Origin of the sequence: Streptomyces sp. V2I9 (assembly GCF_030817475.1) — a bacterium.
Classification (GTDB): Bacteria; Actinomycetota; Actinomycetes; order Streptomycetales; family Streptomycetaceae; genus Streptomyces.
In genome coordinates this window covers 675018-701600 of the sequence record NZ_JAUSZJ010000002.1, presented here as the reverse complement: position 1 = coordinate 701600, position 26583 = coordinate 675018, and the positions used below count along the sequence as shown (strand labels likewise).

The window sequence follows — 26583 nt, the reverse complement described above, 5'->3', positions numbered from 1 at the left end:
GGGGCTCCGAAAAGCCGCACAATGAGAACGTAAGACCAGTAAGGGCCCCCGGTCAAGCGGAGTTGGGGCTCTCCGGGGCCAAAATGCGACGGCTCAGCGGGGTGGCCCGATTCGGCTACCGTCCGTGACGGGCCGGTTCGCTCCCGCTGTCGCTCCCGGCCCCGGCAGCCACGCGTACCCCTCCGGCAACTGGCGTACCAGGACGTCCGCGTGGGGGCGTGAGGGGTCGTCGGCGAAATGCCGGTCCTCGGCCCGCGTCCACCCGTCCCAGAACCGGGTGAGCGCGGCGCCGTCCCGCCGCCGTCCGCGCTCGTGGGACGCCTCGCGGCCCACCTCCATCCAGCAGAGCGCCGCCAGCCACGGCCGCACCTCCCGGCGTCCCGCGCCGACCCCCTCCACCAGCACCACCGGGGCCGGCTCCAGGGTCCGCACCGGTCCGAAGCGGCGTTCCGTCCAGTCGTACGGGGCGTAGCGCGCGCTCTCGCCACGTGCGAGCGGCAGGAGCACCTGGTCCCGCAGCCGCCCCGGCCAGCCGAACAGCTCCGCGTGGGTGGCGAGATCGTCCAGATGGAGGACCGGCGCACCGCCCAGCGCCACCGCGAGGCGGGCGGCGAAGGTGCTCTTGCCCGAACCGGCGTGCCCGTCCACCGCCACCAGCCGGACCGGCCCGCAGGACGGGGGGAGTGAGGCGAGGTCATCGGCGTGGCGGGCCAGGTCGTCCATGGCTCCAGGGTACGTTCCGGCACGCGGGCACCCGCGAGCCTGTGCAGGTCACGCCCATGGTGCGGGCCGATGGACCCGCCAGTGGTCCAGACCCATATTGGTCCGGCGGCCACGGGCGAACCGCTGGCCCGACCCGCCCGCCGCGCGCGATAGTTGGCGCACCGCACCGCCCGCACCACCTTGTACGGCGCCGCACCCCGGCGCACCGCACGGCACCCGCAGACCACCTTCCGCATCCGACCGGGGGTCACGCCCATGACCAGTCCGACTTCGCGCAGAACCGTTCTGACCGCCGCGATCGCCGCGGTGGCCGGCGCCGGCACGGTGGCTTCCGCCGCTTCCGCCGCCTCCGCCGTCCCGTCGGCGTCCGCCGCCGCCCCGAAGGCCCTCGTGGACAACCGCTTCTGGCACACGTACACCGACTGGCGCTGCGGCACCGGCGACGGGATCCGGGTGCTTTCCGGCCCCCGGCCCGGCCTGGTGGTCGCGGTCCCGGCCGGCCGCACCGACTACACCGACCCGCACACCGGTACGACAGCCGCGTGGGAGTACGCCACCTGGACCTCTCCCGTGCACCGCTCCACCGTTCCCGCCACCGAGGTGATCGCCTCCTGGAACGCCCGTACCCCGGCCGGCACCTGGATCCAGGTCGAGCTCAGCGGCCGGTACGCGGACGGCACCGCGACCCCCTGGTTCGTGATGGGCCGCTGGGCGTCGGGCGACGGAGACGTCCGGCGGACCTCCGTGGACGACCAGGGTGACGCGTACGGCTCCGTGTGGACGGACACCTTCTCGGTGGACGACCCGGCGAGCGGCGTGCGCCTGGTCTCCCACCAACTGCGGCTCACCCTGTACCGGGCACCGGGCAGCCGCCTCACCCCGACCGTGTGGCGGGTCGGTGCGATGGCCTCCGACGTACCCGACCGCTTCACGGTGCCCGCGAGCGCCCCGGCCATCGCACGCGAACTGTCCGTGCCCCGCTACTCGCAGAACGTCCACATCGGGCAGTACCCCGAGTACGACAACGGCGGCGAGGCCTGGTGCAGCCCCACCTCCTCGCAGATGATCATCGAGTACTGGGGCCGGCGGCCCACCGCGCAGGATCTCGCCTGGGTCAAGCCCGGCCTGCCCGACCCCCAGGTCTGCCACGCGGCCCGCCACACCTACGACTACCAGTACGCGGGCTGCGGGAACTGGCCGTTCAACGCCGCGTACGCCGCCACGTACCGCGATCTGAACGCCGTCGTCACCCGGATCGGCTCCCTGACCGACGTGGAACGGCTGATCCGCGTCGGCATCCCGGTCATCACCTCCCAGTCCTTCCTGGAGGAGGAGCTGACCGGCGCGGGGTACGGGACGGCCGGGCATCTGATGACGGTCATCGGTTTCACCCGCGAGGGTGACGTCATCGCCAACGACCCCGCGTCACCCGACAACGAGGCGGTGCGCCGGGTCTACCGGAGGCGCGAGTTCGAGAACATCTGGCTCCGCACCAAGCGGTACGGGGCCGACGGCCGGGTGAGGAGCGGTACGGGCGGGGTGTGCTACGTCTACTGGCCGACGCGGCCGACGCCGTCCCAGCACCGTGTGCTGCGGTCGCTCGGCCTGTCGTAGGGTGTGCGGCCCGCCGGCCCGAGGGGGACGGGAGGCCGGCCGGGCGGCCGGCCTCCCGGTTCGCCCCGCCGGACGTGGCCGGGCCGGCGTGGCGAGGGGCCGTGACGCCACGGCCGTGGCGGGGGGTGAGCACGCTGCGCCCGTGTGCCGGTGAGGAGGGCCTCCGCCGCGTCGAGGCCGCGACGATCCGCTCGCCGTCGCCTACGACGTGCCCCTCGCGCCACCACCGGCGGCGGCCGGGGCGGTTTCGCGGGTCCGGGTTTCGTGCAGTCCCAGGCGCAGGTGCTCGACGTGGTAGAGGGCCTGGTCGAGAAGTTCGGCGACGTGATCGTCGTAGAGGGAGTAGACGATGCTGCGGCCCTGGCGTTCGCCGGTGACCAGGCCGAGGTTGCGGAGCAGGCGGAGCTGGTGGGAGCAGGCCGAGCTCTCCATGCCGACCGCCTCGGCGAGTTCGCCGACGGGGCACGGGCCCTCCTGGAGGCGGGCGAGGATGTAGAGCCGCGAGGGGGTGGCCAGGGCCTGGAGGGTGGCGGCGACGTCGGCGGTGCCGACCGCGTCGAGCCGCTCGCGGGTGCTGGCGCTGCTGGTGGTGACGCGTCCGTGGCCCATGCGCCCATCATACGGGCAACATATGAAGAATTGTTCATGTGTTCCTGTATGCTGAGGTCTTCGTCCTCGCCCCACCCGTGAAGGGGTCCTCCACCATGCCCTCTGCTCTGGACCGGCGGCCCGCGCTGCCCGTCGGCGGCCCCCGCCAGGTCGTTCCCCGGCGCCGTACCCGTCTGCTGGCGCTGTCGGAGGTCCGGTGGGCGCTCGCAGCGCTGGTGCTGTTCCTGCTCGCCCTGCCGGTGCACCTGCTGGACGGCCCGGTCTGGCTGTCGGGATCGCTGTTCGCCGCCACCTACGCCACCGGCGGGTGGGAGCCGGGCTGGGAAGGGCTGAAGGCCCTCGGGAACAGGACGCTGGACGTGGACCTGCTGATGGTGGTGGCCGCGCTCGGCGCCGCCTCGATCGGTCAGGTGCTCGACGGCGCGCTGCTGATCGTCATCTTCGCCACCTCCGGCGCCCTGGAAGCCCTCGCCACCGCGCGGACGGCGGACTCCGTGCACGGTCTGCTCGATCTCGCGCCCACCACCGCGACCCGCCTGCTGCCCGGAGGCGGCGAGGAGTCGGTGGACACCGGCGATCTGGCCGTCGGTGACACCGTCCTGATCCGCCCCGGAGAGCGGGTCGGCGCGGACGGGCGGGTGACGGGCGGGGCCGGCGACGTGGACCAGGCCACCATCACCGGCGAGCCCCTGCCGGTGGCCAAGCGGACCGGCGACGAGGTGTTCGCCGGCACCGTCAACGGCGCCGGAGCCCTGCGCGTGCGCGTCGAACGGGATCCGGCCGACTCGGTGATCGCCAGGATCGTGAAGATGGTCGAGGAGGCATCCGGGACCAAGGCCCCCACCCAGCTCTACATCGAGAAGATCGAACAGCGGTACTCGATCGGCATGGTGAGCGCGACCCTCGCCGTCTTCGGTATCCCGCTCGCCTTCGGTGACGCGCTCCAGCCGGCCCTGCTGCGGGCCATGACCTTCATGATCGTCGCCTCCCCGTGCGCGGTGGTGCTCTCCACGATGCCGCCGCTGCTGTCCGCCATCGCCAACGCCGGCCGCCGTGGCGTACTCGCCAAGTCCGCCGTCGTCATGGAACGCATCGGCCAGATCGACACCGTCGCCCTGGACAAGACCGGCACCCTCACCGAAGGCATCCCCTACGTCACCGATCTCCGCCCGCTGCCCGGCAGCGGTCTCGACGACAGCGCGCTCCTGACCCTGGCCGCGTCCGCCGAGCATCCCAGCGAACACCCCCTGGCCCGCGCCGTCGTCGCCGCCGCCCGCGAACGCGGCCTGCCCCTCGCCGACGCCGGGGACTTCGTCTCCACCCCCGGCCGGGGCGTCCGTGCCACCGTCGACGGGCGCACCGTCGCCGTCGGCGCCCCCGACCGGCTCCTCGCCGACGCCGCCGACACCCCGCACCGCACGGCCGTCACCGAACTGCAGGCCGACGGACGCACCGCCGTGACCGTCCTGGTGGCGGGGACTCCGGTCGGGGTGATCGGCGTCGCCGACCGGCTGAGGCCTGACGCGGCCGCCACCGTCGCCGCCCTCACACGCCTGACCGGCCGCTCACCCGTCCTGCTGACCGGGGACAACGAGCGGGCCGCCCGCCGCCTGGCGGCCGAGGTCGGCATCACCGAGGTCCGCGCGGGACTGCTGCCCGAGGACAAGGTCGCCGCCGTGAGGGAGTGGGAAGCCGAAGGCCGCCGGGTGCTCGTGGTCGGCGACGGCGTCAACGACGCCCCCGCCCTGGCCGCCGCGTACTCCGGCATCGCCATGGGGCGCGTCGGATCGGACCTCGCGCTGGAGACCGCCGACGCCGTCGTCGTCCGCGACGAACTGGCCGCCATCCCCTCGATCGTGCAACTCTCGCGCACCGCCCGGCGCCTGGTGCTCCAGAACCTGGCGATCGCCGGGACGTTCATCGCCGTCCTCGTCGCCTGGGATCTGACGGGCACTCTCCCTCTTCCGCTCGGAGTCGCCGGGCACGAGGGCTCCACCATCATCGTCGCCCTCAACGGCCTGCGGCTGCTGCGCGGATCCGCCTGGCCTCGCCTCACCCCGGCCACCGGCTGAGCTGACACACCCGCTGTGCCCCCCGCCGTCGGCCGACAGGAACCCCGGACCGATGGGCGCCGTCCCGGCGGACGACGGCGACGGACGGGCCGCCGATGCGACCCGGCGCGGGGGCCGCATCCGGGGCCGATCCGTTGTCGGTGGCGCGTGGCAGGCCGGCCGTATGGTGAGTCATGAGGGATTTCGTGCGAAAGCCCGTGGGTTGGGCGTCTCCGACGGGGCCCTCGACCAGGATTCTGAGCTGTTCGCACCCTGCCTACGCTCTGACCACAGGGCATTCCGACGAGGGCGCGGGCGGCCGGCCCGGCGGGCTGCCGGACTTGCCGTCCGGCATGACCCGGGACGGCGAGGGGCTCCTCGTCGCGTCCATCGACCTCGCCGCCCTGCCTTCCCGCTCCCTGGACACCGGGCTTCCCGGTGACGGCCGCCTGCTCCTCTTCGCGGGGCCGTTCGCCGATCTCATCGACCTGGACGACCTCTGGCCGCCCTCGTTCCCCCACGCGCTGTACGTCCCGCCCGGCACGGAGACGACGCCGTGGAAGCCTCCGATGGGAGGATCCCGGATGATGAATACGTCCTCGCGCGGCGGCCGCTGCACGCGAGGGCCTTCTGGGACATGGATGTCAACGACGCCTCCGAGGCCTTGGACGCGGCAGTCGAGGAGTTCAGGACGCACGCCGGACACCACCCGGGCCCCCTCCGTGCTGAACGGTTGTCACGACCTCAAGCTGGGCGGGACGGCGCAGGCCCAGCAGGACACCGTCGAGGGCGAGGTCCTCGGCAGGGTCGGCACCCGACGAGGACAGCCGTGGGAGGACGATCCGGACGCGGGCCCGTCGCAGGACGGTCCGGATCTCATCGACCGGGAGGAGCTGGGGTCCGCGTGGAAGCCCCTGGCCGAGGGCAGCCGGAGCGGGACCTTCGGTGAGGGGGACGGTGCGCTGTACTGGCTCACCCCGCGAACGGACCTGGCCAAGGCGCGCTTCGATCGCACCGAACTGGTCCACCAGTGCTGATCATCCAGTTCGTCCCGGTGCGTACGGTGCGTCAGTGAGCGGCACCCTTCCGGGACTTCGCCGTCCCCGCGTCTCCGTCGAACCCGCGGACGGTGGGCAAGTCCGTGGCCCGTAGGCTGCGGCGGTTCGGTCAGTGCGTGCGGGAGGGGTTCGTGGTGGTGCAGCCGTTGAAGCAGGGGGATCCGACTTTTCTGGGCGACTACCGAGTGGTGGGCCGACTGGGTGAAGGCGGGATGGGGCGGGTCTTCCTGGGGCGTTCACCGAGCGGGCGGTCCGTCGCGATCAAGGTGGTGCACGCTTCGCTGGTGCACGAGCCGGAGTTCCGCACCCGCTTCCGCAGTGAGGTGCGGGCTTCGCGCGCGGTCGGTGGCGCCTTCACCGCTCCGGTGATCGACGCCGACACGGAGGCGGAACAGCCCTGGATGGTCTCCAGTTACATCCCCGGCCCCTCACTCCACCAGGAGGTCGCCGAGAAGGGGGTTCTGCCGCCGGTGACGCTGGCCGCGCTGGCGGCGGGCCTGGCCGAGGCACTGGTCTCCATCCACCGGGCCGGGCTGGTGCACCGCGATCTGAAGCCCTCCAACGTGCTGCTCGCCGACGACGGTCCGCGCGTCATCGATTTCGGCATCGCCCGTGCGTTCGATGCCACCAGCCTCACCAGGACCGGGCTCACCATCGGCTCAGCGGGGTACATGTCCCCCGAGCAGGTCAACGGTGGTGATGTCACCCCGGCCTGCGATGTCTTCTCCCTGGGCGCGGTGCTGGCCTTCGCGGCCACCGGCGCCGGGCCGTTCGGTGTCGGCCCGACACCCGTCATGTTCTATCGGGTGGTGTACGAGGCCCCGGACCTGGCAGGCGTCCCGGACCCCGCGCTGCGTGCCCTGCTGGCCGATTGCCTGGCCAAGGATCCGGCTCTCCGCCCCACGCCGCAGCAGATTCTCGGCCGGGTCGCCCCGGCCGTCCCCCGGGTCGGTCGTGTACGGGCGGCCGACCGCGCGGACTGCGGCAGCCAGGCCGGAGTGCCCGCGCGGCCCGCCACCCTCGCCGAGATGTTCAGCCAGTACGGCGGGGTCGAGCTCACCTCGTCGGCAGTCTCCGGCGGGCAGCCGCCCGCGCGGCGTGACGCCGCACCGGCTCTGGCCGCACCTTGGGCGCCCGGCAGCCGTGCCGGCGGCCGCGAGCAGGTGGGGGAGGCCCCGGCGGCTCCGTCGCCCACCTGTGGATCCGGACCGACCGCCGAAGGGCTTCGCCCCGTCGGAGCCTGGCGGCTCGACGAGCGTTCCGGCGTGCGCGCGCTGGACATGACCGGACGCCACCATGCCGTGGCGACGGCGGTCAGGTGGGGCACGGGTCAGGGTGAGGGCGCGGAGTTCAACGGATTCAGCAGTGAAGTGGTCACCGACGCCGCGGTGATCGACACCGCGCGCGGCAGCTTCACCGTCGGCGCATGGGTCCGGCTCGGTGTGATACCCCCGCACTTCGTCACCGCGGTCAGCCAGGACGGCGAGGAGACCAGCGGTTTCTACCTCCAGTACTCCTCCCACGAAGGCCGCTGGGCCTTCGCCCGCCCGGACCTGCGCGTCGCGTCCAGGACCCGGCCGGTCGCCGGGGAATGGACCCACCTGACCGGTGTCTGCGACAGCTTCGCCGGGGAACTGCGTCTCTTCGTGAACGGCGTCGAGGAGGGAGCGATCCACGACCGGATCCTGATCGTGTCCGAGGGGCCTTTCGTCATCGGCCGTGCTCGCTACGGCCGGATGCCGGTCGATCACTTCCCGGGCAGCATCAAGGACGTCATGGTCTTCGACCGCGCCCTCACGGCGACGGAGATCAGCGGCCTGATGTGATCACGGCACCGTACGCCGGTGCCGTGAGCGTCGGTCGAGGCGCTGGTCGGGAAAGAACGAGGCGCCCGCACTCCACCGGGGGAGTACGGGCACCTCGGGCGGCCCTTCGCGGGCGAGGTGGAACGGCAGGCCGTGCACCTCGCCCGGAAGAGGTTCAGTCCAGGAGCGCGGTCGCCTCGACCTCGACGAGGACGTCCGGCTCGAAGAGGTACTCGACGCCGATGAGGGAGGCCGGGGGCATGGGGAGGCCGAGGCCGAGCTCGTCGGCGACCGACTCGACTCCGGCCATGAAGTCGCCCGCCTTCTCCGGGCTCCACCCGGTCACGTAGAACGTCAGACGCAGGACGTCCGCGAACGACGCACCCGCACCGGCCAGTCCGACGGCGGTGTTGTGCAGCGCCTGGGCGACCTGTCCGGCCAGGTCGCCGGGTGCGACCGGAGTCCCGTCGGCCTGGCGTGCCACCTGGCCGCTGACATGGACGTGCCTGGTCCCGGTCCCCACGGCGACATGGTGGTACGGGACCGGCTGCAGCATGCCGTCAGGGGTGAAGTGCTGAACAGTCATGGTTCTCTCTCCTCCGAAGTAGGTATCTGTAAGCTACCTAGTAGGAGAAAGACACTTCAACGAGACCAGGTTTCGCCATGGATACCGACGACGAACTCCGCATCGACGCCCCGCACCGGGAACTGCTCGACCAGATCCTCGACAAGTGGTCCCTCAGCGTCCTCAGCGAACTCTGCGAACGCCCCTGCCGCTTCAACGAACTGCGCCGGGCCATCCCCCGGGTCTCGCAGAAGTCTCTGACCGCGACGCTGCGGCGGCTCGAACGCAACGGCGTGATCGAGCGCGAGGTCGTCTCCACCCGTCCCGTGGCGGTCAGCTACCGGATCGCTCCGCTCGGCAAGACCCTTCGACACCCCATCGACGTGCTGCTGGCGTGGGCCTCGCAGAACATGCCCGCCATCGAACACGCCCGCGAAGGCTTCGATACGCGGGAGGACGAGTCCGGCCGCTGAGCTTGCTCTTCCCGCTGTTCCCCCGGTCGTGCGGTTCCGGCACCCGTGCGAAGCTCGTTCCATGAACCGGGGCGAAGGCGACATCGCGGAGCGGGTGGCCGTGGGCGGCGACTCCGGAGCCGCCACTCCCTCTGGCCCCGGACCCGGCGTTCTCGCCTCGGAGAGCGCTGGTTCCGAGCCGCGGCATCACCTCACGGGCGCCCGCGGCGCATCCGTCGCCGCGCCGCCTCGCCGCGGCCGAGCCGACCGGTACGTCAGCGGCCGTTCTCTGCCCGCCGCCTCCGAAGACAAGGAGTGACCGATGGCCCATCACCACCACAAGTCGAACGAAGAGGTCGAGGGCAACCCCGACACCGGTCACGGACGCGGCATGCCTCGCCGCCCCGACGAGAGGAGGCTGGAGGAGCGCCTGGAGGAGGACCGTGAGGAAGTGGGCCTTCCTCCGGACCCGGAGAACCGCGACGACTGACCGGCTCCCCCCACGTGGCCGTCTCCGCCGAACACCAGGCGGAGGCGGCCACGCGCACGCAGCCTGCCCGATCCGGCCTGCCCGGCCGTCCGGGAACCGGATGACGGCCCGCCCGGACCGCCGGTGCGGCCGGATCGCCCGGCACGTTCGCCCGGCCCGCGCTCTCCGGTGGTCGCCGTTCCGGTTGTGCCGGAGACTCTGCCCTGTGGACGTTCAGGACGAGGACCAGGCCGGCCGGCGGTCCCGTTTCGAGTTTCCCCACCGGGCACGCGGACCGCTCCGGATCATCCTTTCGCGGCTCACCCTCGCCTTCGGGTTCATCGTCCTCGGCACGGTGGTGGTCTTCCTCGGGCGCAGTGGCTACCGGGACTCCACCGGGCACCCTCTCGGCCTGCTGACCAGCTTCTACTACTCGGCCGTCACCCTGACCACGATCGGGTACGGGGATGTCGTCCCGGCCAGCGACACCGCACGGATCGTGAACACCCTGGTGATCACACCCCTGCGGCTGGGCTTCCTGCTGGTCCTGGTCGGCACCACGATCAGCGCGCTGACGGAGCGGACCCGCGCCGAGTGGCGTGAGCAGACCTGGAGGAACAAGGTGCGACAGCACACCGTGATGGTCGGCTACGGCACCAAGGGCCGGGCGGCGGTGGCCACGCTGAGGACGCGGGGAACGCTGCCCCGCGAGATCGTGGTGGTCGACGTCAGCGCGGCCGCCGTCGGCGAGGCGAACCGGCACGGCCTCGTCGGCATCGTCGGTGACGGGACCCGCTCCGACGTGCTGGAACGGGCGGAACTCGGCAAGGCGGGGCACGTGCTGATCGCCACCGCGAGCGACGACACAGCCGTCCTCGCCGCGCTGACCGCCCGCCGGATGAACGCCACCGCCGTCATCACCGCCTCCGTGGCCCGCGCGGAGAACGTCGTCCTGCTGCGTGAAGGCGGCGCGGACAACGTCATCACCTCCTCCGAGACGGCCGGGCACCTGCTCGGCGTCGCATCGCTGAGCCCAGCGGTCGGCACCGTGCTGGAGGAACTGCTCTCCGCCGGACTCGGGCTGGAGGTGGCGGAACGCTCCCCGAAGCCGGAGGAGGTCGGCCAAGCCCCCCGGCAGATCTCCGAACCCGTCCTCGCCGTGGTCCGCGACGGGCGGCCCCTGCGCTACAGCGACCCCCGGATCGGCGCCGTCCGGGCCGACGACCGCCTGGTCATCGCCCGCGAAGCGCCCGGATCCCACCGGCGGGCAGCCGACCAGGACGGGAAGAACTGAGCGACGGCGCACCCGGGGCGGCGCCCGGCAGCGCGGAGGAGCCGTACGGAGCAGGAAACCCGCCCGATCGGCCGACAACGGGCGCCGACCGGTACCAACCCGCCTTCGGTGGACAGCCATCAGCCCATGAGCGAGGACACCACAGGAGAGCAGTACCGACTGGCGGCCGGTGACTACGCGGCGACCGTCACGGAGACGGGCGCGGGCCTCAGGGAGCTGAGCCACCGGGGCGAACCGCTCCTGCTCTCGTACGGCCCCGACGAGCCGGCCCCGGCGGCCTTCGGCCAGCTGCTGATCCCCTGGCCCAACCGGGTCGACCGCGGCCGCTACACCTTCGGCGGCACGGAATACCAGCTCGACGTCTCCGAACCCGAGCTGGACTGCGCGATCCACGGCCTCGTGCGGTGGACGACCTGGCGGCCGGTACGGCAGGACCCGCACGGCATCACCCTCGCCTACAGCCTGCTCGGGTCGACGGGCTACCCGTTCCGCCTCGATCTCGCCGTCACGTACACCCTGGACGCGGGTACGGGTCTCACCGTCCGGGTCGTGGCCCGCAACGCCGGCACCCGCCCCGCCCCGTACGCCCACGGCACGCACCCCTACCTGACGGTCGGCGAACCGCTCGACGACTGCGTGCTGACCCTGCCCGGCCACCGCTACCAGCCGGTCGACGAGCGGATGCTCCCCTCCGGCCCGACGATCGACGTCACGGGCACGGAGTACGACTTCACCGCCCCGCGCCGCATCGGTACGCAGACCGTCGACGTGGCCTTCACCGGTCTCGACCGCGACGCCGACGGGCGGGCCTGGGTCCGTCTGGAGGGCTCGCGCCGCGCCACCCGCTTCTGGCTGGACGAGGCCCAGCCGTGGCTGGAGGTCTACACGGCGGACCAGGTGCCGTCCGCCTCGCACCGCCGCGGCATCGGCGTCGAACCGATGACGGGCCCGCCCAACGCCCTGGCCAGCGGTACCGACCTGATCACGCTCGCCCCGGGGGAGTCGTACACGGGCAGCTGGGGCGTTGTTCACGGCTGACCCCGGCAGGAGAACGTCTGTGCGGGCTGTCCGGGGCGGCCCGGCCATCGGGGCCCCGAACGACCCGTCGGCGAGGTCCCGCCGACGAGGGCCCGTACGAGCCGTCCCGGGTGGCCGGGCCCCGCCCGGCCACCCGAGTTGCCGGTGCCCTGCCGCTCCCGTTCCCTGGAACAGGAGCAGCGGCCGAGCAGCTCCGAGCAGGTCTTCCCCTCTCAGCGGGTGGTGGTCTTCGTGGCGGTCGTGACGATCGTCGGTGCCGGCGTCATCGGTGTCTCCTGGGCGCGGTTGTTCGCCGCGGGTGGCTGGGAGGTCCGGGTCAGCGACCCGCGGCCCGATCTGCGGGAGGTGGTGGCGCGGGATCTGGCCGGTGTGGCGGTCACGGCCACCGCGGATCTGGCCGGGGCGGCGGACGGTGCGGACTTCGTGCAGGAGGCGGGGCCCGAGCGCGTCGAGGTCAAGGAGCAGGTGTTCGCCACGCTGGCCGCGCACACGCGTGACGGTGTGGTGCTGGCCTCGTCCTCGTCCTCCCTGCTGCCGTCGGTGATCGCGCGGGGCAATCCGGCGGCGGAGCGCATCGTGGTCGGCCATCCGTTCAATCCGCCGGAGCTGATGCCGCTCGTCGAGGTCGTGCCGGGGCCGGGTACGTCCGGCCGCACGGTCGACCGTGCGGTCGAGGTCTACCGGGAGCTGGGCAAGCTGCCGATCCGGCTGAGGAAGGAGATCCCCGGTTTCGTCGGCAACCGCCTCCAGAAGGTCTTCAACGACCAGGCCGCCCACCTCGTCCAGGAGGGGGTCATCGACGTGCGGGACCTCGACGATCTGGTGCGGGCCTCGCTCGGGCTGCGCTGGGCGACCGTCGGCCCGTTCGAGAGCGGTGTCCTGGGCGGCGGTCCCGGCGGCATGCGGCACCTGGCCCGGCACGTCGGATCCCAGATGGCCTTCGAGACCGGCACCGCGGACCCGGCCCGGATGGGCGAGGTGCTCGACGCCGTCGAAGAGGCGTACGGCACCGGCCAACCCGCCTACGAGCGCCTCGCCGAGCTCCGCGACGGCCGCACCCGCGCCGTCCTCGGGCCGCTCGGCTGGACCGAACCGCCATCCGGCGACGACCGATCGCGGTGACACCCCCCGGCCGGGGATCCAAGGGGCCCGGCCGCTCAGGAACAGGGACGGCCATCATGGAGCGAGAGCTGCTGGCACTGCAGGTGATACCCGGAAAGGTGCTGCGGATCAGCACCGTCGACGGCCGGGCGGACACCTTCGTCGAGGACGCGGGCGACGCGCCCGACGGCATCGTCGTGGACTCGCACACCGCCTACTGGACCACCATGGGCGAGCCGCTGACGGACCCCGGTACCTCCGGCGAGGAGGGGCAGGACTATTCCCGTCGCAACGGCGGTGTCCAGGCCGTGGACCTGGACGGCGGCCTCCGGCGCGACGTGGTCCCACCGGGTGCGATCACCACCGGCAAGCAGCTGACCTCCGACGGCGCCGGAACGCTGTACTGGGGGGACCGGGAGGGCCACCGGGTCAGCCGGGTCCGGGTGGACGGCGGCGGCCCGACCGACCTCGTGGTGAACCCCGCCGAGGACGGCATCATGGCCGAGTGCGTCGGGGTCGCGGTCGACCCGGACCGGGGCTTTCTGTACTGGACCCAGAAGGGCCCGGCCAAGGGCGGTCGGGGCCGCATACTCCGCGCGGGTCTGGAGATCCCGCCCGGCGGGACCGCCGCGAACCGCTCGGACATCGAGGTGCTCTGGGACGGGCTCCCCGAGCCCATCGACCTCCACCTCGACGGCGACCGGCTCTACTGGACCGACCGCGGCGCACCGCCCTCGGGCAACACGCTCAACCGCGCACCCGTCCCCGAACCCGGCGCACGAGGACGCAGCCCCGAGATCCTCGCGGACGGGTTCGCCGAAGCCATCGGCCTCGCCGTCGACGGCGAGGCGGGCATCGCCTACGTCTCCGACCTCGGCGGCCACCTCCGCGCGGTGCCCCTGCCCGACGGCCCCGCCGCCGGACGGCAGCCGTACGAAGTCGTCGACGTGCCGTTCCCTCTGACCGGGCTCTGCCTCCTGCCCGAGGGGTCCTGACGGACCCCCGCCGTCAGCTCGGCTGCGGCACCATGCGGTGCAGGCCCTTGCGGTCGTAGTAGCGGGTCATCAGGAAACCGAAGACGAGTGCGAGGCCGAACCCGACCGCGAGCATGATCCAGGCGCGGGCCAGCCCGGCGTCGGCGCGGGCGTCGAAGTAGAGGATGGCCCGGACCCCGGAGACGAGCTGGCGCATGGGCTCGAAGGTGCCGAGGAACCGGTAGAAGCCGGGTACGGCTTCCAGCGGGATCGTGGCCCCGGAGGACGGCAGCGCCAGGGCGATGAACACGAACATCGACACGATCTGGCCGATGTGGCCGAAGGCCGCGTTGATCGCCTGGACACCCAGGCCCACGGTCAGGCACGAGCAGTACGAGAACAGTGCGAGCAGCGGCACGTGCGAGGCGTCCATCCCCAGCATCGTGATGCACGCGAGCATGACCAGGGCGGTCATCGGCAGGCACAGCACCGCCGTCATGACCGACTTCAGCAGCAGGGTCTCCGTGCGGTTGACGGGAACGGTGCGGTGGCGCGTGTGCCACGGCCCGATCTCCGCGTCCGCGTAGCCCAGGGCGGTGTCGACACCGTTGTGGATGATGTTGCCCCCCAGGAACCCCGCCAGTACGAGCAGCAGCGTGTAGTAGAACGCGCTGAGCCCCAGGCCGCTGTGGTCGCCGATCGGATGCCCGACCTTGGTGACCACCGCGACCGGGTCGTCGAGCAGCAGCCCCTCAGCCGGGCCGGCGTCGGCGAAGGCCGGTGAGGACGTGAGCTGCTTCCCGATCCTCGTCGACGCCTCCTGCGCGGCGTGCTGCCCGATCCGGGACGCGAAGGACGAACCGAAGCTGCCCATGCCGGGGTTGGTGAGCACGGTCAGGGTGGGCCGGGTGGCCTCGCGCCCGCCGAGCGACCGGACGTCGTCCGTGAAGCCCTTCGGGATGACGAGGGCGCCATAGATCTTCCCGGAGGCGAGCTCGCCCTTGAGCTCCGCGGTGTCGAGACGGCGCCACCGCACCTCGTCGGACGAGGTGGCGTCGATGACCTGAGCGCTGATGAGGGCGCCCAGGTTCTGGTCGGCCCCCGGCAGCGGCCTGCCCGCGTCCTCGTTCACCAGAGCGACCGGGAACTTGTGCAGACGGTTCTCCGGATCGAGGATGCCGCCCATGTAGAGCAGGGACAGCACCAGGGCGACCACGGCGGTGAGCAGTCCGGGCATGATCCACAGCTTCGGCCGTCCGAGCAGCGCCCGGAGCCTCCCGGCATCGACGGCCGTACGGTGGCGTTCGGCGGTCATGCGGTCGCGTCGGGCCGGTCGTACGTGTAGAAGCCCTGCCCCGTCTTGACGCCGAGGTGGCCCGCGTCCACGTACTTCTTGAGCAGCTCCCGCGGGCCGGGGGAGAGGTGGGGGTTCTCTTCGGCGTAGTGGTTCTCGATGTCCAGGACCACATCGAGTCCGACCTGGTCCATCATGCGGAAGGGACCGGCCTCGAGACCCATGTTGATCTTCCACATCTCGTCGACGTCCTGCGGGGTGGAGACCCCCTCCGCCACCACGGAGAGCGCCTCACGTTTGATGGCGGCCCAGATGCGGTTGAAGATGAAGCCGGTCGACTCCTTGTGCGCCTCGAACGGGAACACCCCGTACTTGGGCAGCACCTTCTTCAGCAACTCCATGACGGCGGGAGCGGTCGCGCCGTCCGACATGATGTCGACGGCGTTCTGCCGCGGCGGCATGTAGAAGTGCATGTTCAGCACCCGCTCGGGGTGCCTGACCCGGTCGATGAACTCGCTCGACGCGTACGAGGAGGAGTTGCTCGCCAGGATCGCGTCGGAGGCCGCCGTACGGTCGAGCTCGCCGAAGATCTCCTTCTTCAGGTCGAGGTGCTCGGGCACGGCCTCGACCACGAGCCAGGCGTCGGACAGGGCCTCGGCCAGGTCGTCGGTGACGACCACCCGCCCCGCCCTGCCGCCGTCGATGCGGGTGACCAGGTCGGGAAGCTGCTCCTCGACGTAGCTGCGCGCGGCGGCGCCCGCCTCGCCGGACTTGTCGTGGATGCGGACCAGCCCGCCGCGGTCGGCGAACATCAGCGCGATCCGGCGCCCGAGGGTGCCCGCGCCGATGACCGCGACCGGTCGTTCCTCGATGTTCCCGGGGAGCGTGAAAGACATGGGTGTGCCTCTTCTCGTACGGATGCCGCTGCCGCGCGTCGGCTGCCGGATCAGTCTCGGTCCGGGGCCCGCCGGCGGCGATCGGAGACCGCCGTACGGGGGACACGGCGCGCGGCGGGCCACAGGGCGCACCTCTGCGGGACGCCGGTCGAACTACCGGGCGGACGGCGCCCGGTCGGCATCGACATGTCGGACGTGCGAGGGCGCCGTGGAAGGACCGGACCCGTGGGGTCGACGGCGCGGACCGATGCGGCGGCCTTCCAGGGCACGTCGGGCCGTTGACCTGCTCCGTCACCCCGTGACGGGAGCCGTCCGATCGGGCATACTCAACGCGCCACAGCCGATGGCCGTGCCCCCGTGATCCGGAAGGGCAGGATCGGCGCGGCAGTCTGTTTTTCCCCGGCTCACTTCCGGGGGATCACCCGGCGGCGCCTCTCCCACCCCGAGCGCGCGACCGCCGCAACGCCCGACAGGGAGGAGAGCGCCGTCATGACCGACCGTGCCCCGCAGCCGGTGGAACGCCGTCTGCCCACCGAGGAGTCCTGGCAGCTCGTGGAGCTCGTCCGCGACATCGCCTCGAAGGAGATCGCTCCCCGGACGGCCGAGGAGGAGGAAGCGGGTGTCTTCCCGCGCGAGGTCTTCTCCCTCCTGTCCGAGTCCGGACTCCTGGGCCTCCCGTACGACTCCGCCCACGGCGGCGGTGACCAGCCCTACGAGGTCTACCTCCAGGTCCTGGAGGAGCTGGCCGCCGCCCGGCTCACCGTCGGACTCGGCGTCAGCGTCCACTCCCTCGCCTGCCACGCCCTCGCCGGCTACGGAACGGACGAACAGCGCGCCGCCCATCTGCCGGACATGCTCTCCGGCGGTCTGCTCGGCGCGTACTGCCTCTCCGAACCCGCCTCCGGCTCCGACGCGGCCTCGCTGCGCACCAAGGCCGTGCGGGACGGGGACGACTGGGTCATCACCGGGACCAAGGCGTGGATCACCCACGGCGGCGTCGCGGACTTCTGCACCGTGCTGGCCAGGACCGGCGTCGAGGGTGCCCGCGGCATCACGGCCTTCCTCGTCCCCGGCGACGCCGAGGGGCTGAACGCCGCGCTCCCCGAGAAGAAGATGGGGATGAAGGGCTCGCCCACCGCACAGCTCCACTTCGACGGCGTACGGGTCGGCGACGACCGGCGCATCGGCGAGGAGGGCCAGGGCTTCGCCATCGCCCTGTCCGCCCTCGACTCCGGGCGGCTCGGCATCGCCGCGTGTGCCGTCGGGGTCGCCCAGGCGGCCCTGGACGAGGCCGTCCGGTACGCCACCGACCGGCGGCAGTTCGGCCGTCCCATCGCGGACTTCCAGGGGCTGCGGTTCATGCTCGCCGACATGGCCACCCAGATCGAGGCCGGGCGGGCGCTGTACCTGGAGGCCGCGCGGCTGCGGGACGCGGGGAAGCCGTTCTCCCGGCAGGCCGCCATGGCGAAGCTGTTCTGCACGGACGCGGCCATGCGGGTGACCACCGACGCCGTCCAGGTGCTCGGCGGATACGGCTACACGCTCGACTTCCCGGCCGAACGGCTGATGCGCGAGGCGAAGGTGCTCCAGATCGTGGAGGGCACCAATCAGATCCAGCGCATGGTCATCGCGCGCCACCTCGCGGGTCCCGAGACGCGCTGAACCGCGAGGCCCCCTCGGTCCAGGAGGGCAGCGCCGCGGCCTGGTTCCACTCCGCGTCGCGGCGGCCCGGCACCGTACGGCCGGAGCTCTCCCACTGTCGGAGCAGCGCGCTGTAGATCGGCGGGTCCGCGGGGGAGCCCATCGGCGAGGCCCCCGTGGACCGGGGCAGCGGCTGAGCGGGCGCTCCCGGCTGCGGAACCGATTCTTCCGGGGCGGGCGGAGCGAGTCGGCGACGGCCCGACCCGACGGGCGAAGGCAGCGTGGTCATACCCGGCCAACGCGGCGGGGCGGGCCGGGGTCACTGCCACGCCGATTCGACCGCCCGTTCGTGGGTGTCCGCCCTTCGCGCCGGTGCCCCGCGGAGGGAGACCGCCGGCACCACGGCGGCCGGGCCGACATGGTGCGGGGCGCCTCCACGGCGTACGGATCAGGCGGCGTCGCGCCGCATCCGCGGTACGCGCAGCGGACGGGAGCCGGGTCCTCCGGCGTGCGAGAAGGGCTGCATCCGCCAGTCGAGGCCCTGGGGGAGCGTCAACAGCAGCCCGGCCTCCTGCTCCTGGAGCTCCAGCGTCTCGTCCGCCGGCCGCGCGTCGGCCACGCCGCGGCCGGTCCCGGCGCAGACGGTGAGGACGAAGGGGTTCCACGGCGAGGGGCACCTGGCGTGCTCCGGCAGCGCGTCCTCGTCGGCCAGCAGCGCGATGGGCTGGGCGCAGTCCGGGCAGATCACCCGGACCATCTCGCACATGTCGTACGCGTCGGCGGTGCCGTCCTCGTCCGGATCGACAGGCTCCGGTTCGGTACGTCCGGTGAGCTTCAGGCTCTGCATGAATTCCCCCTCGGGTGGGCCGACAAGGCCCGTGGCCTCGACCACAGCAAGCACTTCCCGCCGCGCATGGCCGGTAACCACGCGAGGGCTTGCTACCGACCCGTAAACATGTGGCATTCGTCACATGCCGCCCGCAGGTGCCCCTCCATGGCCCGCAGGGCTGTGCCGACCGGCTCCCGGGGCCATAGGTTGATCCGTATGGAGGAGCTGGACCGTCAGATCGTCGATTTGCTCGTCAAGGACGGGCGGATGAGCTACACCGACCTGGGCAAGGCCACGGGCCTGTCCACCTCGGCGGTTCATCAGCGCGTCCGCCGACTGGAGCAGCGCGGGGTGATCCGCGGTTATGCCGCGGTCGTGGACCCCGAGGCCGTCGGACTGCCCCTCACCGCGTTCATCTCGGTGAAGCCGTTCGACCCGAGCGCCCCCGACGACATCGCCGAGCGGCTCTCCGGCGTGCCCGAACTGGAGGCGTGCCACAGCGTCGCCGGGGACGAGAACTACATCCTCAAGGTGCGGGTGGCGACCCCGCTGGAGCTGGAGCACCTGCTCACGCGGATCCGTACGCTCGCGGGCGTCTCGACCCGGACCACGGTCGTGCTGTCCACCCCGTACGAGGCCCGGCCGCCGCGGATCTGAGCCCCGGGCGCCGCCCTCGCCGGAGGGGGCGGGGGCCGGGCGGTGGGCGGCAGGCGCGAGACTGGTCCCATGAGTGAGAGCACCGCCCCCCAGAGCGCCCCCGACCACCGCACCGTGCTGCTGCGCGGCGGCGACGTCCACAGCCCCGCCGACCCGTTCGCCACCGCGATGGTCGTCGAACGCGGCCATGTCGCCTGGGTGGGGTCCGAGGGGGCGGCGGACGCCTTCGCGAGCGGCGTGGACGAGGTGGTCGACCTCGAAGGCGCCCTGGTCACCCCGGCGTTCACCGACGCCCATGTGCACACCACCGCCACCGGCCTGGCCCTGACCGGACTCGACCTCTCCGACGCCCGCACCCTCTCCGACGCCCTGGGCCTCGTCCGCGCGTTCGGCGCCGGCCGCCCCGCCGGGGACGTCCTGCTCGGACACGGCTGGGACTCCGCCCGCTGGCCCGAGCGGCGTCACCCCTCGCGCGCCGAGCTCGACGAGGCGGCCGGCGGCCGGGCCCTCTACCTGCCGCGGATCGACGTCCACTCCGCCGTGGTCACCACGGCCCTGCTGGACCTCGTCCCCGGCGTCACCGCGATGCACGGGTACCACCCGGAGGGGCCGCTGACCGGCGACGCCCACCACGCGGTACGGGCCGCCGCCCACGGCGCGCTCTCCGCCGCCCAGCGGACCGCCGCCCAGCGCGCCGCCCTCGACCACGCCGCATCCCTCGGCATCGGCAGCGTGCACGAGTGCGGCGGGCCCGAGATCTCCGACGAGGAGGACTTCACCGCCCTGCTCGCGCTCGCCGCGGACCGGCCGGGGCCGCGCGTCCTCGGCCTCTGGGCCGAGGAGGTCACGAACGAGAAGGACGCCCGGCGCATCCGCGAACTCGGCGCGATCGGCGCGGCCGGCGACCTCTTCGTCGACGGCTCCCTCGGCTCGCACACCGCCTGCCTGCACCAGCCCTACGCCGACGCCCCGCACACCGGCACCGCCCATCTGGACCCGGCCCGGATCGCCGGCCACGTCACCGCCTGTACCGAGGCGGGACTCCAGGCGGGCTTCCACGCCATCGGCGACGCGGCGGTCACCGCCGTCGTGGACGGGATCAGGGCCGCCGCCGAGACGCTCGGCCTCGACCGGATCCGGGCCGCCCGGCACCGTGTCGAGCACGCCGAGATGCTCACCCCCGAGACGATCGCCGCCTTCGCGGAACTGGGCCTCACCGCCTCGGTCCAGCCCGCCTTCGACGCCGCCTGGGGCGGCCCGGACGGCATGTACGCCGAGCGGCTCGGCGCGGAACGGGCCGCCGGGCTCAACCCTTACGCGGCGCTGCTGCGCGCCGGGGTGCCCCTCGCCTTCGGCTCCGACAGCCCGGTCACCCCGCTCGACCCGTGGGGCACCGTGCGGGCCGCCGCCCACCACCGCACCCCGGAGCACCGCGTCTCCGTCCGCGCCGCCTTCACCGCCCACACGCGGGGCGGCTGGCGGGCCGCCGGCCGCGACGACGCGGGCCTCCTGGTGCCCGGCGCCCCGGCCGACTACGCCGTCTGGCGCACCGCCGAACTCCTGGTCCAGGCCCCCGACGACCGGGTCGCCCGGTGGTCCACCGACCCCCGGTCCGGCACGCCCGGTCTGCCCGATCTCACACCCGGAGCCGACCTCCCGGTCTGCCTGCGGACCGTGGTCCTCGGACAAACGGTCTACGTGCGACCGAACGAGTGACGTCAGGACATTTCGTACCGCCGCCCGGTGGTCCGATCACCCGTCCGCGACCTGCGGCCCTTCGGTGCTGACCAGGTGATTCCGGAAGAAGTCGCAGGTCACCCGGCTGTTGACAGAAAGCGGCCGGGGGCCGGTAGGTTCGGCCGGGTCCACCACAGGACGTCCGACCGGTCGAACCTCCACGCAGTCGTCGAACGCCGCTGGGTCATGAGGTGGTGTGCCGCACCGGCCCACCACCACTGACAGCCAGGTTCAGCGCCCGCGCCTCGGGGGCGAGGGAAGGTCTCGGCCGGACGGAGGGTGCGACCCGGGTGGGGCCCGGACGTTCAGTAGACAACGGCTTTCGGTCGACCCGCAGCCAGCGGGTCCCAGGTCGGCCCGAAGGGCGCCGGGCCCCGATCCGCAGCTCCGCGGCGAGATCCCTGTGGGTCCCGCGAGCCGGACACCGTGGTGGGGGCGGCCCCCCGGCGGCCCGTGCGCTGGATATGGTGTCCCCCTGTGCACGGACTCTAAGGGGCAGTAGTGAACGACGGCGGTCAGAGGCGGTTCGGCCCGCTCGGCAAGGTCCTGGTGATCATTCCGACCTACAACGAGGTCGAGAACATCGGACCGATCGTCGGCCGGGTGCGCGCCGCCGTCCCGGATGCGCACATCCTGGTGGCCGACGACAACAGCCCCGACGGCACCGGCAAGGCGGCCGACGAGATCGCGGCCGCCGACGACCAGGTCCACGTCCTGCACCGCCAGGGAAAGGAAGGGCTCGGCGCCGCCTACCTCGCCGGCTTCGCCTGGGGCCGCGAGAACGGCTACGGCGTACTCGTCGAGATGGACGCCGACGGCTCCCACCAGCCCGAGGAGCTGCCCCGGCTGCTCACCGCGCTCAAGGGCGCCGACCTGGTCCTCGGATCGCGCTGGGTGCCCGGTGGCCGGGTGGTCAACTGGCCCAGGAGCCGTGAGGTCATCTCGCGCGGCGGCAGCCTCTACTCCCGGCTCGCCCTCGGTCTCTCCGTCCGGGACGTCACCGGCGGCTACCGCGCCTTCCGCACCGAGACGCTCGACGGCCTCGGGCTGGGCGAGGTCGCCTCGCAGGGCTACTGCTTCCAGGTGGACCTGGCCCGCCGCGCGGTCGCGGCCGGCTACCACGTGGTCGAGGTCCCCATCACCTTCGTCGACCGGGAGATCGGTGACTCGAAGATGAGCCGCGACATCCTCGTCGAGGCGCTGTGGCGGGTCACCGGCTGGGGCATCACCTCCCGCGCGAACAAGGCCCTGGGCCGCAAGACCACCCCCTGACACCACGGGCGGCGGACCGGAGGCCGCAGACGGCGGACCGGGCCCGGATACCGGGCGCGGCGGATCGCCGATCGCGGGCGCCCGGCCCACGCCGCTCCATGATCACCCCCTTACGCGGCTCGCACCCCGGTACGGGCACACTGGGAACATGACGACCGGCACCCCGCCCCCGACCCGTCCCCGGCGCTCGCGCGTCCGCAGATTCCTGCCGCCGGCCCTGGCCGCCTGGCTGGTCCTGGAGATCTGGCTGCTGACCCTCGTCGCCTCTGCGGCGGGCGGCCTCACCGTCCTGCTGATCCTGGTGGCCGGCGCCGTGCTCGGCTCCGTGGTCATCAAGAGCGCCGGCCGACGCGCCTTCAAGAACCTCACCGAGACCCTCCAGCAGATGCCGGGACAGCCCGGCGCGTCCGCCGAGCCCGCGGGCGCGATCACGGGCGGCAAGGGTACCCGCGGCAACGGACTGCTGATGCTGGGTGGGCTGCTGCTCCTGATCCCCGGCCTGATCTCGGACGCGGCCGGACTGATCCTGCTGGTGCCGCCGGTGCGCACCATGATCAGCCGCTCCACGGAGCGCTCGCTGGAGCGCCGGATGCGGGCCGCCGCGCCCGGCACCTTCTCGGACGCCTTCCAGCAGGCGAGGATCCACCGGCCGGACGGAAAGGTCGTCCAGGGCGAGGTCATCCGCGAGGACGGCCCCCGGACCTCCGCCGGGCCGGACGACGAACCACGGGGCCCCCGCCCGCCTCTCGCGCCCTGAGGCGGAACGCGGCTCCCGGCCCCGGCCGGGAGCCGCGCCGCACGTCATCGGCAGCCGTGCCGCGGGGGCATGCCAAGAGCCGCGGGCCGTGACACAGGATCTGTGTCACGGCCCGCGGCTCTCAGTGCTGCTGTGCGGTGTTACGCGGTCAGGCAGACTTCCTGCTGTCCCGCGGGTGCACGGCGATGTTCATGGCTCCGGAGCGCAGAACCGCCAGCCTCTCGGCCAGCACCTCCTCCAGCTCCTCGCGGGTGCGCCGCTCCATGAGCATGTCCCAGTGCGTGCGCGCCGGCTTGCCCTTCTTCTCTTCGGGGCCGTCCCCGTCCACCAGGAGTGCCTGGGCGCCGCACGCCTTGCACTCCCACTCCGGCGGAATTTCCGCCTCCACCGAGAACGGCATCTCGAATCGATGTCCGTTCTGGCATGCGTACTCCACCGCCTGGCGCGGGGCCAGATCGATGCCGCGGTCCGTCTCGTAGCTGGTAACCACAAGTCGCGTGCCGCGGAGAGCTCGCTCACTCATGAATCGTGCCTCCCGGGCTTGTCGCCCACAGGACAAAATGTCGCTGTCGTCGTCATCCGGTCAACGTCCGGTCGGCGGCAAAGATTCCCGTTGCCGGTCATGCGTCGCCCGTCGTGCCGCTGCCTTGTCTGGGTTGAGTACCCGCCCATGCCCGGTTTGTCACCTCTCGTGGATGTTGTCACTCAACGGTCGAGCTGCTTCCACCGGCAGTAACGGTCCTCCGGGCAGGCCAAAGGCGTACACTACCGGCCTTTGACTTCAACGTCTAAATCCGTTCCGGCACGGGATTGCCCGCGGCCTCCACCGCGCGCCGCACCGGGACCCGCGCGAGCAGCACCGCGCCCAGGGCGAAGAACACGATCAGCGAGATGATCGCGTCCCGGTAGCTGCCGGTCACCTGGTAGGCCAGACCGAACACCAGGGGCCCCAGCCAGCTCAGTCCGCGATCGCTCATCTCGTACGCGGAGAAGTACTCCGCCTCCTTGCCGCGCGGCACCAGGTGCGAGAAGAGCGACCGTGACAGAGCCTGGCTGCCGCCCAGCACCAGACCGATCGCCGCCGCCAGGACGAAGAAGAACACGGGCGCGTCGGCCGGCAGCAGGTAGGCCGAGAGCAGGATCAGGGTCCACACGGCCAGCGACACCAGGATCGTGCGCTTCGCCCCGTACGTGCGGGCGAGCCGCCCCATGCCGAGCGCCCCCGCGACGGCCAGGACCTGCACCAGGAGCACGGCCACGATCAGCGTCGTCTGGTCCAGGCCCAGCTCCTCGGAGCCGTACAGCGATGCCTGGGAGATCACCGTCTGGATGCCGTCGTTGTAGACGAGATAGGCCAGCAGGAAGGAGAGCGTCAGCGGATGGCGCCGCATGTCGCGCAGGGTCGCCCGCAGTTGCTTCCACCCCGAGCCGACCGCTCCCTCGCCGCTCGGCACCACCCGGCGGTCGCGCAGCCGGCGCAGTGGTACGAGGGTGAACGCGCCCCACCACAGACCGGCCGAGGCGAGGCAGATCCGTACCGCGTCGGACTCCGCCAGCCCGAACGACTCGTGGCCGGTGTACAGGATCAGGTCGAGGACCAGGACGAGGGCCCCCGAGGTGTAGCCGAAGGCCCAGCCGCGCGAGGAGACCGCGTCGCGCTCCTCCGGTTCGGCGATCTGCGGCAGATAGGCGTTGTACAGCACCATCGACACGGAGATCGAGGCGTTCGCCACGATCAGCAGGAAGGCGCCCAGCAGGTAGCGGTGGCCGTCCAGGAAGAACATCCCCGCGGTCGCCGCCGCCCCCGTGTAGGCGGCCGCGGCCAGCAGCGGCTTCTTGCGTCCCGTACGGTCCGCCGCCGCGCCGACGACCGGCATCAGGACCACGGCCACCACGATGGACGCCGAGACGGAGTACGCGAACAGCGAGCCCGCGCGCACGGGTATGCCCAGCGGGTGCACGAACCCGTCGGGATCGGCCGCCGCCTTGGCGATCGACGTCAGATACGGGCCGAGGAAGACGGTCAGCACGCTGGTGGAGTAGACGGAGCACGCGAAGTCGTAGAAGTACCAGCCGTGCTGCTCGCGCTTGCGGGCGGCGGCCGTCCCGTCGTCCGGGCGGCCCCCGGACGGATCGGCCTTCCCTGCGGTGCCGGTGCTCATGCCGCGCCCCCTCGCTCGTCCCCTGCGCACGCGGACGGACCGGGCGTCAGGACCAGGCCCCCCGCTCGCTCAGCACCGTACGCAGCGTCTCGATGTGATCGGTCATGATGCCATCCACGCCGAGGTCCAGGAGAGCCGCCATCCGATCCGGTTCGTTCACCGTCCACACGTGGACCTGGAGCCCGAGCGCGTGCGCCGCGCGGACGAAACGGGCGTCCACCACCGGGATGCCGCCCTGGCTCTCCGGCACCTGGGCGCAGACCGCGCCCGCCCGTAGCGGAGCCGGGACGCCGTACGAGCGCAGCCGCAGCGCCAGTACGCCGCGCACCCCGTACGAGGTGGCCAGGCGGGGGCCCGCCAAGCGGTGCGCGCGGGCCACCCGCGCCTCCGAGAACGAGCCGACGCAGACCCGGTCCCAGGCGTCCGTCCGGCGGATCAGGTCCAGCAGCGGCTCCAGCGCCGACGCGGCCTTGAGGTCCACGTTCCAGCGGGCCTCGGGGAACTCCTCCAGCAGCTCCTCGAAGAGCGGCAGCGGCTCGCTGCCCCCGACCCTGGCCCGCCGCACCTCGCTCCACGGCAGATCGCCGATCCGGCCGCGGACGTCGGTGACCCGGTCCAGCGTCGCGTCGTGGAAGGCGACCAGCCGACCGTCCGCCGTGGTGTGCACGTCGGTCTCGAAGTAGCGGTAACCCGCGTCGGCCGCCCGGCGGAAGGCGGTCACGGTGTTCTCCACGCCGTCCGCCGCCCCGCCGCGATGGGCGAAGGCGATCGGCGAGGGATGGTCCAGATAGGGGTGGCTCGGTTTCACTGCGGCAGTATGGCCTGCCCGGACTCCGGGGCGGCAACGGGGCCGGAACCGGCGGGCGGCGCGGGGGCGGACGGGCCCTCCGGGGCGGCGGTGGCGGCCGCGTCGGCGGGTTCGGGCAGCGCGAAGATCCGCAGGAAGAACTGGGCCAGCGGGCCGATGGCCAGGGCGTAGAGCACCGTGCCCGCCCCCAGCGAGCCGCCCAGCACGAAGCCGGTGACCACGACCGCCACCTCGATCGCCGTGCGGACCAGCCGGATGGAGCGCCCGGTGACCCGGTTCAGCCCGGTCATCAGGCCGTCGCGCGGCCCCGGCCCGAACCGGGCCGCGATGTACAGCCCGGTCGCCACCCCGTTGAGCACGATGCCCAGGACCATCACGGGAACGCGGAACCCGAGCCCGTCCGGATTCCCGACCACGGCGAGTGTCCCGTCCATCGCCAGCCCGACGACGAAGACGTTCGAGACGGTGCCGAGCCCCGGCCGCTGGCGCATCGGGATCCACAGCAGCAGTACCACCGCGCCGACGATGATCGACACGACCCCGATCGAGATCCCGGTCAGTTCCGCGAGCCCCTGGTGCAGTACGCCCCACGGCTCCAGGCCGAGCCCGGCCCGGACCAGGAGCGCGGAGCTCACGCCGTAGAGAGCCAGACCGACGTACAGCTGGACCAGCCGCCGGGTGAGGTGGGTGCTGCTCCGGTCCGTGGTGCCGGCCACGTTGTGCCCCTCGACGTAGTGATGGTGGACTGCTTCGTGTCACTCTGTGGCAGGGGATCGG

Annotated in this window: 25 protein-coding genes; 15 read left to right on the top strand and 10 right to left on the bottom strand. The window is 72.6% G+C overall.

What is annotated here, in order from left to right; translation table 11 throughout:
- Positions 1 to 93: 93 nt before the first annotated feature.
- The gene (locus tag QFZ71_RS03095; RefSeq protein WP_307666705.1) at positions 94 to 723 is read right to left on the bottom strand and encodes a uridine kinase; all 630 of its coding nucleotides are present in this window, start codon (positions 721 to 723) and stop codon (positions 94 to 96) included.
- Positions 724 to 978: 255 nt separating this feature from the next.
- Here QFZ71_RS03095 and QFZ71_RS03090 point away from each other — a divergent pair, with 255 nt between their 5' ends.
- A complete protein-coding gene (locus QFZ71_RS03090) occupies positions 979 to 2337 on the top strand; it encodes a peptidase C39 family protein (RefSeq protein WP_307666703.1) in 1359 nt (452 codons plus the stop codon).
- A gap of 201 nt (positions 2338 to 2538) precedes the next feature.
- On the opposite strand, the gene QFZ71_RS03085 is transcribed toward QFZ71_RS03090, so the two are convergent.
- On the bottom strand, positions 2539 to 2946 hold the full coding sequence (locus QFZ71_RS03085) for a metalloregulator ArsR/SmtB family transcription factor (protein ID WP_307666702.1): 408 nt from the start codon (positions 2944 to 2946) through the stop codon (positions 2539 to 2541).
- Between the two features lie 95 nt (positions 2947 to 3041).
- On the opposite strand from QFZ71_RS03085, the gene QFZ71_RS03080 reads away from it, so the two are divergent.
- The 3 genes from QFZ71_RS03080 (at position 3042) to QFZ71_RS03070 (ending at position 7881) form a co-directional block, all read left to right on the top strand.
- Positions 3042 to 5018: a heavy metal translocating P-type ATPase gene (locus QFZ71_RS03080; protein WP_307671327.1), complete on the top strand. Its 1977-nt coding sequence runs from the start codon at positions 3042 to 3044 to the stop codon at positions 5016 to 5018.
- A 173-nt stretch (positions 5019 to 5191) separates the two neighbouring features.
- Positions 5192 to 6034, top strand: coding sequence for a DUF1963 domain-containing protein (locus QFZ71_RS03075; protein ID WP_307666701.1), 843 nt, complete (start codon positions 5192 to 5194; stop codon positions 6032 to 6034).
- Between the two features lie 104 nt (positions 6035 to 6138).
- Positions 6139 to 7881 carry a LamG-like jellyroll fold domain-containing protein gene (locus tag QFZ71_RS03070; RefSeq protein WP_307666700.1) on the top strand — a complete coding sequence of 581 codons (1743 nt, stop codon included), beginning with the start codon at positions 6139 to 6141 and terminating at the stop codon, positions 7879 to 7881.
- Between the two features lie 154 nt (positions 7882 to 8035).
- Here the strand turns inward: QFZ71_RS03070 and QFZ71_RS03065 are convergent, their stop codons facing one another.
- Positions 8036 to 8446 (bottom strand): RidA family protein, encoded by a 411-nt coding sequence (locus QFZ71_RS03065; RefSeq protein ID WP_307666699.1) that lies wholly within the window; start codon positions 8444 to 8446, stop codon positions 8036 to 8038.
- Positions 8447 to 8523: 77 nt separating this feature from the next.
- Between QFZ71_RS03065 and QFZ71_RS03060 the strand changes: the two genes are divergently transcribed.
- From QFZ71_RS03060 to QFZ71_RS03035, 6 genes are all read left to right on the top strand, one after another.
- Positions 8524 to 8898: a helix-turn-helix domain-containing protein gene (locus tag QFZ71_RS03060; protein WP_307666698.1), complete on the top strand. Its 375-nt coding sequence runs from the start codon at positions 8524 to 8526 to the stop codon at positions 8896 to 8898.
- A gap of 301 nt (positions 8899 to 9199) precedes the next feature.
- Complete coding sequence (locus tag QFZ71_RS03055; RefSeq protein WP_307666697.1) at positions 9200 to 9367, top strand: hypothetical protein; 168 nt, start codon at positions 9200 to 9202, stop codon at positions 9365 to 9367.
- A 205-nt stretch (positions 9368 to 9572) separates the two neighbouring features.
- Positions 9573 to 10640, top strand: coding sequence for a TrkA family potassium uptake protein (locus QFZ71_RS03050; RefSeq protein WP_307666696.1), 1068 nt, complete (start codon positions 9573 to 9575; stop codon positions 10638 to 10640).
- A gap of 126 nt (positions 10641 to 10766) precedes the next feature.
- Complete coding sequence (locus tag QFZ71_RS03045; protein ID WP_307666695.1) at positions 10767 to 11678, top strand: aldose 1-epimerase family protein; 912 nt, start codon at positions 10767 to 10769, stop codon at positions 11676 to 11678.
- Positions 11679 to 11822: 144 nt separating this feature from the next.
- Positions 11823 to 12800 (top strand): 3-hydroxyacyl-CoA dehydrogenase NAD-binding domain-containing protein, encoded by a 978-nt coding sequence (locus tag QFZ71_RS03040; RefSeq protein WP_307666694.1) that lies wholly within the window; start codon positions 11823 to 11825, stop codon positions 12798 to 12800.
- Between the two features lie 56 nt (positions 12801 to 12856).
- Positions 12857 to 13774, top strand: a complete 918-nt coding sequence (locus QFZ71_RS03035) for a hypothetical protein (RefSeq protein ID WP_307666693.1) — start codon at positions 12857 to 12859, stop codon at positions 13772 to 13774.
- A 13-nt stretch (positions 13775 to 13787) separates the two neighbouring features.
- Here QFZ71_RS03035 and QFZ71_RS03030 read toward each other — a convergent pair whose 3' ends face one another.
- Both QFZ71_RS03030 and QFZ71_RS03025 read right to left on the bottom strand, forming a co-directional pair.
- Positions 13788 to 15068, bottom strand: a complete 1281-nt coding sequence (locus QFZ71_RS03030) for a YhgE/Pip domain-containing protein (RefSeq protein WP_307666692.1) — start codon at positions 15066 to 15068, stop codon at positions 13788 to 13790.
- A complete protein-coding gene (locus QFZ71_RS03025; protein WP_307666691.1) occupies positions 15065 to 15943 on the bottom strand; it encodes a 3-hydroxyacyl-CoA dehydrogenase family protein in 879 nt (292 codons plus the stop codon). Before QFZ71_RS03025 ends, QFZ71_RS03030 begins: the two co-directional genes overlap by 4 nt.
- A 489-nt stretch (positions 15944 to 16432) precedes the next feature.
- Here QFZ71_RS03025 and QFZ71_RS03020 point away from each other — a divergent pair, with 489 nt between their 5' ends.
- Complete coding sequence (locus QFZ71_RS03020; protein WP_307666690.1) at positions 16433 to 17605, top strand: acyl-CoA dehydrogenase family protein; 1173 nt, start codon at positions 16433 to 16435, stop codon at positions 17603 to 17605.
- Positions 17606 to 18032: 427 nt separating this feature from the next.
- Here QFZ71_RS03020 and QFZ71_RS03015 read toward each other — a convergent pair whose 3' ends face one another.
- On the bottom strand, positions 18033 to 18431 hold the full coding sequence (locus tag QFZ71_RS03015; RefSeq protein ID WP_307666689.1) for a hypothetical protein: 399 nt from the start codon (positions 18429 to 18431) through the stop codon (positions 18033 to 18035).
- 198 nt (positions 18432 to 18629) lie between these two features.
- Here QFZ71_RS03015 and QFZ71_RS03010 point away from each other — a divergent pair, with 198 nt between their 5' ends.
- From QFZ71_RS03010 to fxsA, 4 genes are all read left to right on the top strand, one after another.
- Entirely contained in the window at positions 18630 to 19070 is a 441-nt protein-coding gene (locus QFZ71_RS03010) for an Lrp/AsnC family transcriptional regulator (protein ID WP_073769944.1), read from the top strand.
- A gap of 69 nt (positions 19071 to 19139) precedes the next feature.
- Complete coding sequence (locus QFZ71_RS03005) at positions 19140 to 20786, top strand: amidohydrolase (RefSeq protein WP_307666688.1); 1647 nt, start codon at positions 19140 to 19142, stop codon at positions 20784 to 20786.
- 522 nt (positions 20787 to 21308) lie between these two features.
- Positions 21309 to 22079, top strand: a complete 771-nt coding sequence (locus QFZ71_RS03000; protein WP_307666687.1) for a polyprenol monophosphomannose synthase — start codon at positions 21309 to 21311, stop codon at positions 22077 to 22079.
- Between the two features lie 148 nt (positions 22080 to 22227).
- On the top strand, positions 22228 to 22836 hold the full coding sequence (gene fxsA, locus QFZ71_RS02995; RefSeq protein WP_307666686.1) for an FxsA family membrane protein: 609 nt from the start codon (positions 22228 to 22230) through the stop codon (positions 22834 to 22836).
- Positions 22837 to 22984: 148 nt separating this feature from the next.
- Here the strand turns inward: fxsA and QFZ71_RS02990 are convergent, their stop codons facing one another.
- The 4 genes from QFZ71_RS02990 to QFZ71_RS02975 form a co-directional block, all read right to left on the bottom strand.
- Positions 22985 to 23359, bottom strand: coding sequence for an RNA polymerase-binding protein RbpA (locus tag QFZ71_RS02990; protein ID WP_003959706.1), 375 nt, complete (start codon positions 23357 to 23359; stop codon positions 22985 to 22987).
- Between the two features lie 265 nt (positions 23360 to 23624).
- The gene (locus QFZ71_RS02985; RefSeq protein ID WP_307666685.1) at positions 23625 to 24998 is read right to left on the bottom strand and encodes an MFS transporter; all 1374 of its coding nucleotides are present in this window, start codon (positions 24996 to 24998) and stop codon (positions 23625 to 23627) included.
- Between the two features lie 46 nt (positions 24999 to 25044).
- Positions 25045 to 25806, bottom strand: coding sequence for a glycerophosphodiester phosphodiesterase (locus QFZ71_RS02980; protein ID WP_307666684.1), 762 nt, complete (start codon positions 25804 to 25806; stop codon positions 25045 to 25047).
- Positions 25803 to 26522 (bottom strand): YitT family protein, encoded by a 720-nt coding sequence (locus tag QFZ71_RS02975; RefSeq protein ID WP_307666683.1) that lies wholly within the window; start codon positions 26520 to 26522, stop codon positions 25803 to 25805. The genes QFZ71_RS02980 and QFZ71_RS02975 overlap by 4 nt, the downstream gene beginning before the upstream one ends.
- Positions 26523 to 26583 lie beyond the last annotated feature (61 nt).

Bases quoted from the DNA above. Each gene is read 5' to 3' on its own strand.
- QFZ71_RS03095 (WP_307666705.1), bottom strand. From the start codon at position 723: ATGGACGACCTGGCCCGCCACGCCGATGACCTCGCCTCACTCCCCCCG.
- QFZ71_RS03090 (WP_307666703.1), top strand. From the start codon at position 979: ATGACCAGTCCGACTTCGCGCAGAACCGTTCTGACCGCCGCGATCGCC.
- QFZ71_RS03085 (WP_307666702.1), bottom strand. From the start codon at position 2,946: ATGGGCCACGGACGCGTCACCACCAGCAGCGCCAGCACCCGCGAGCGG.
- QFZ71_RS03080 (WP_307671327.1), top strand. From the start codon at position 3,042: ATGCCCTCTGCTCTGGACCGGCGGCCCGCGCTGCCCGTCGGCGGCCCC.
- QFZ71_RS03075 (WP_307666701.1), top strand. From the start codon at position 5,192: ATGAGGGATTTCGTGCGAAAGCCCGTGGGTTGGGCGTCTCCGACGGGG.
- QFZ71_RS03065 (WP_307666699.1), bottom strand. From the start codon at position 8,446: ATGACTGTTCAGCACTTCACCCCTGACGGCATGCTGCAGCCGGTCCCG.
- QFZ71_RS03060 (WP_307666698.1), top strand. From the start codon at position 8,524: ATGGATACCGACGACGAACTCCGCATCGACGCCCCGCACCGGGAACTG.
- QFZ71_RS03055 (WP_307666697.1), top strand. From the start codon at position 9,200: ATGGCCCATCACCACCACAAGTCGAACGAAGAGGTCGAGGGCAACCCC.
- QFZ71_RS03045 (WP_307666695.1), top strand. From the start codon at position 10,767: ATGAGCGAGGACACCACAGGAGAGCAGTACCGACTGGCGGCCGGTGAC.
- QFZ71_RS03035 (WP_307666693.1), top strand. From the start codon at position 12,857: ATGGAGCGAGAGCTGCTGGCACTGCAGGTGATACCCGGAAAGGTGCTG.
- QFZ71_RS03030 (WP_307666692.1), bottom strand. From the start codon at position 15,068: ATGACCGCCGAACGCCACCGTACGGCCGTCGATGCCGGGAGGCTCCGG.
- QFZ71_RS03025 (WP_307666691.1), bottom strand. From the start codon at position 15,943: ATGTCTTTCACGCTCCCCGGGAACATCGAGGAACGACCGGTCGCGGTC.
- QFZ71_RS03020 (WP_307666690.1), top strand. From the start codon at position 16,433: ATGACCGACCGTGCCCCGCAGCCGGTGGAACGCCGTCTGCCCACCGAG.
- QFZ71_RS03015 (WP_307666689.1), bottom strand. From the start codon at position 18,431: ATGCAGAGCCTGAAGCTCACCGGACGTACCGAACCGGAGCCTGTCGAT.
- QFZ71_RS03010 (WP_073769944.1), top strand. From the start codon at position 18,630: ATGGAGGAGCTGGACCGTCAGATCGTCGATTTGCTCGTCAAGGACGGG.
- QFZ71_RS03005 (WP_307666688.1), top strand. From the start codon at position 19,140: ATGAGTGAGAGCACCGCCCCCCAGAGCGCCCCCGACCACCGCACCGTG.
- fxsA (WP_307666686.1), top strand. From the start codon at position 22,228: ATGACGACCGGCACCCCGCCCCCGACCCGTCCCCGGCGCTCGCGCGTC.
- QFZ71_RS02990 (WP_003959706.1), bottom strand. From the start codon at position 23,359: ATGAGTGAGCGAGCTCTCCGCGGCACGCGACTTGTGGTTACCAGCTAC.
- QFZ71_RS02985 (WP_307666685.1), bottom strand. From the start codon at position 24,998: ATGAGCACCGGCACCGCAGGGAAGGCCGATCCGTCCGGGGGCCGCCCG.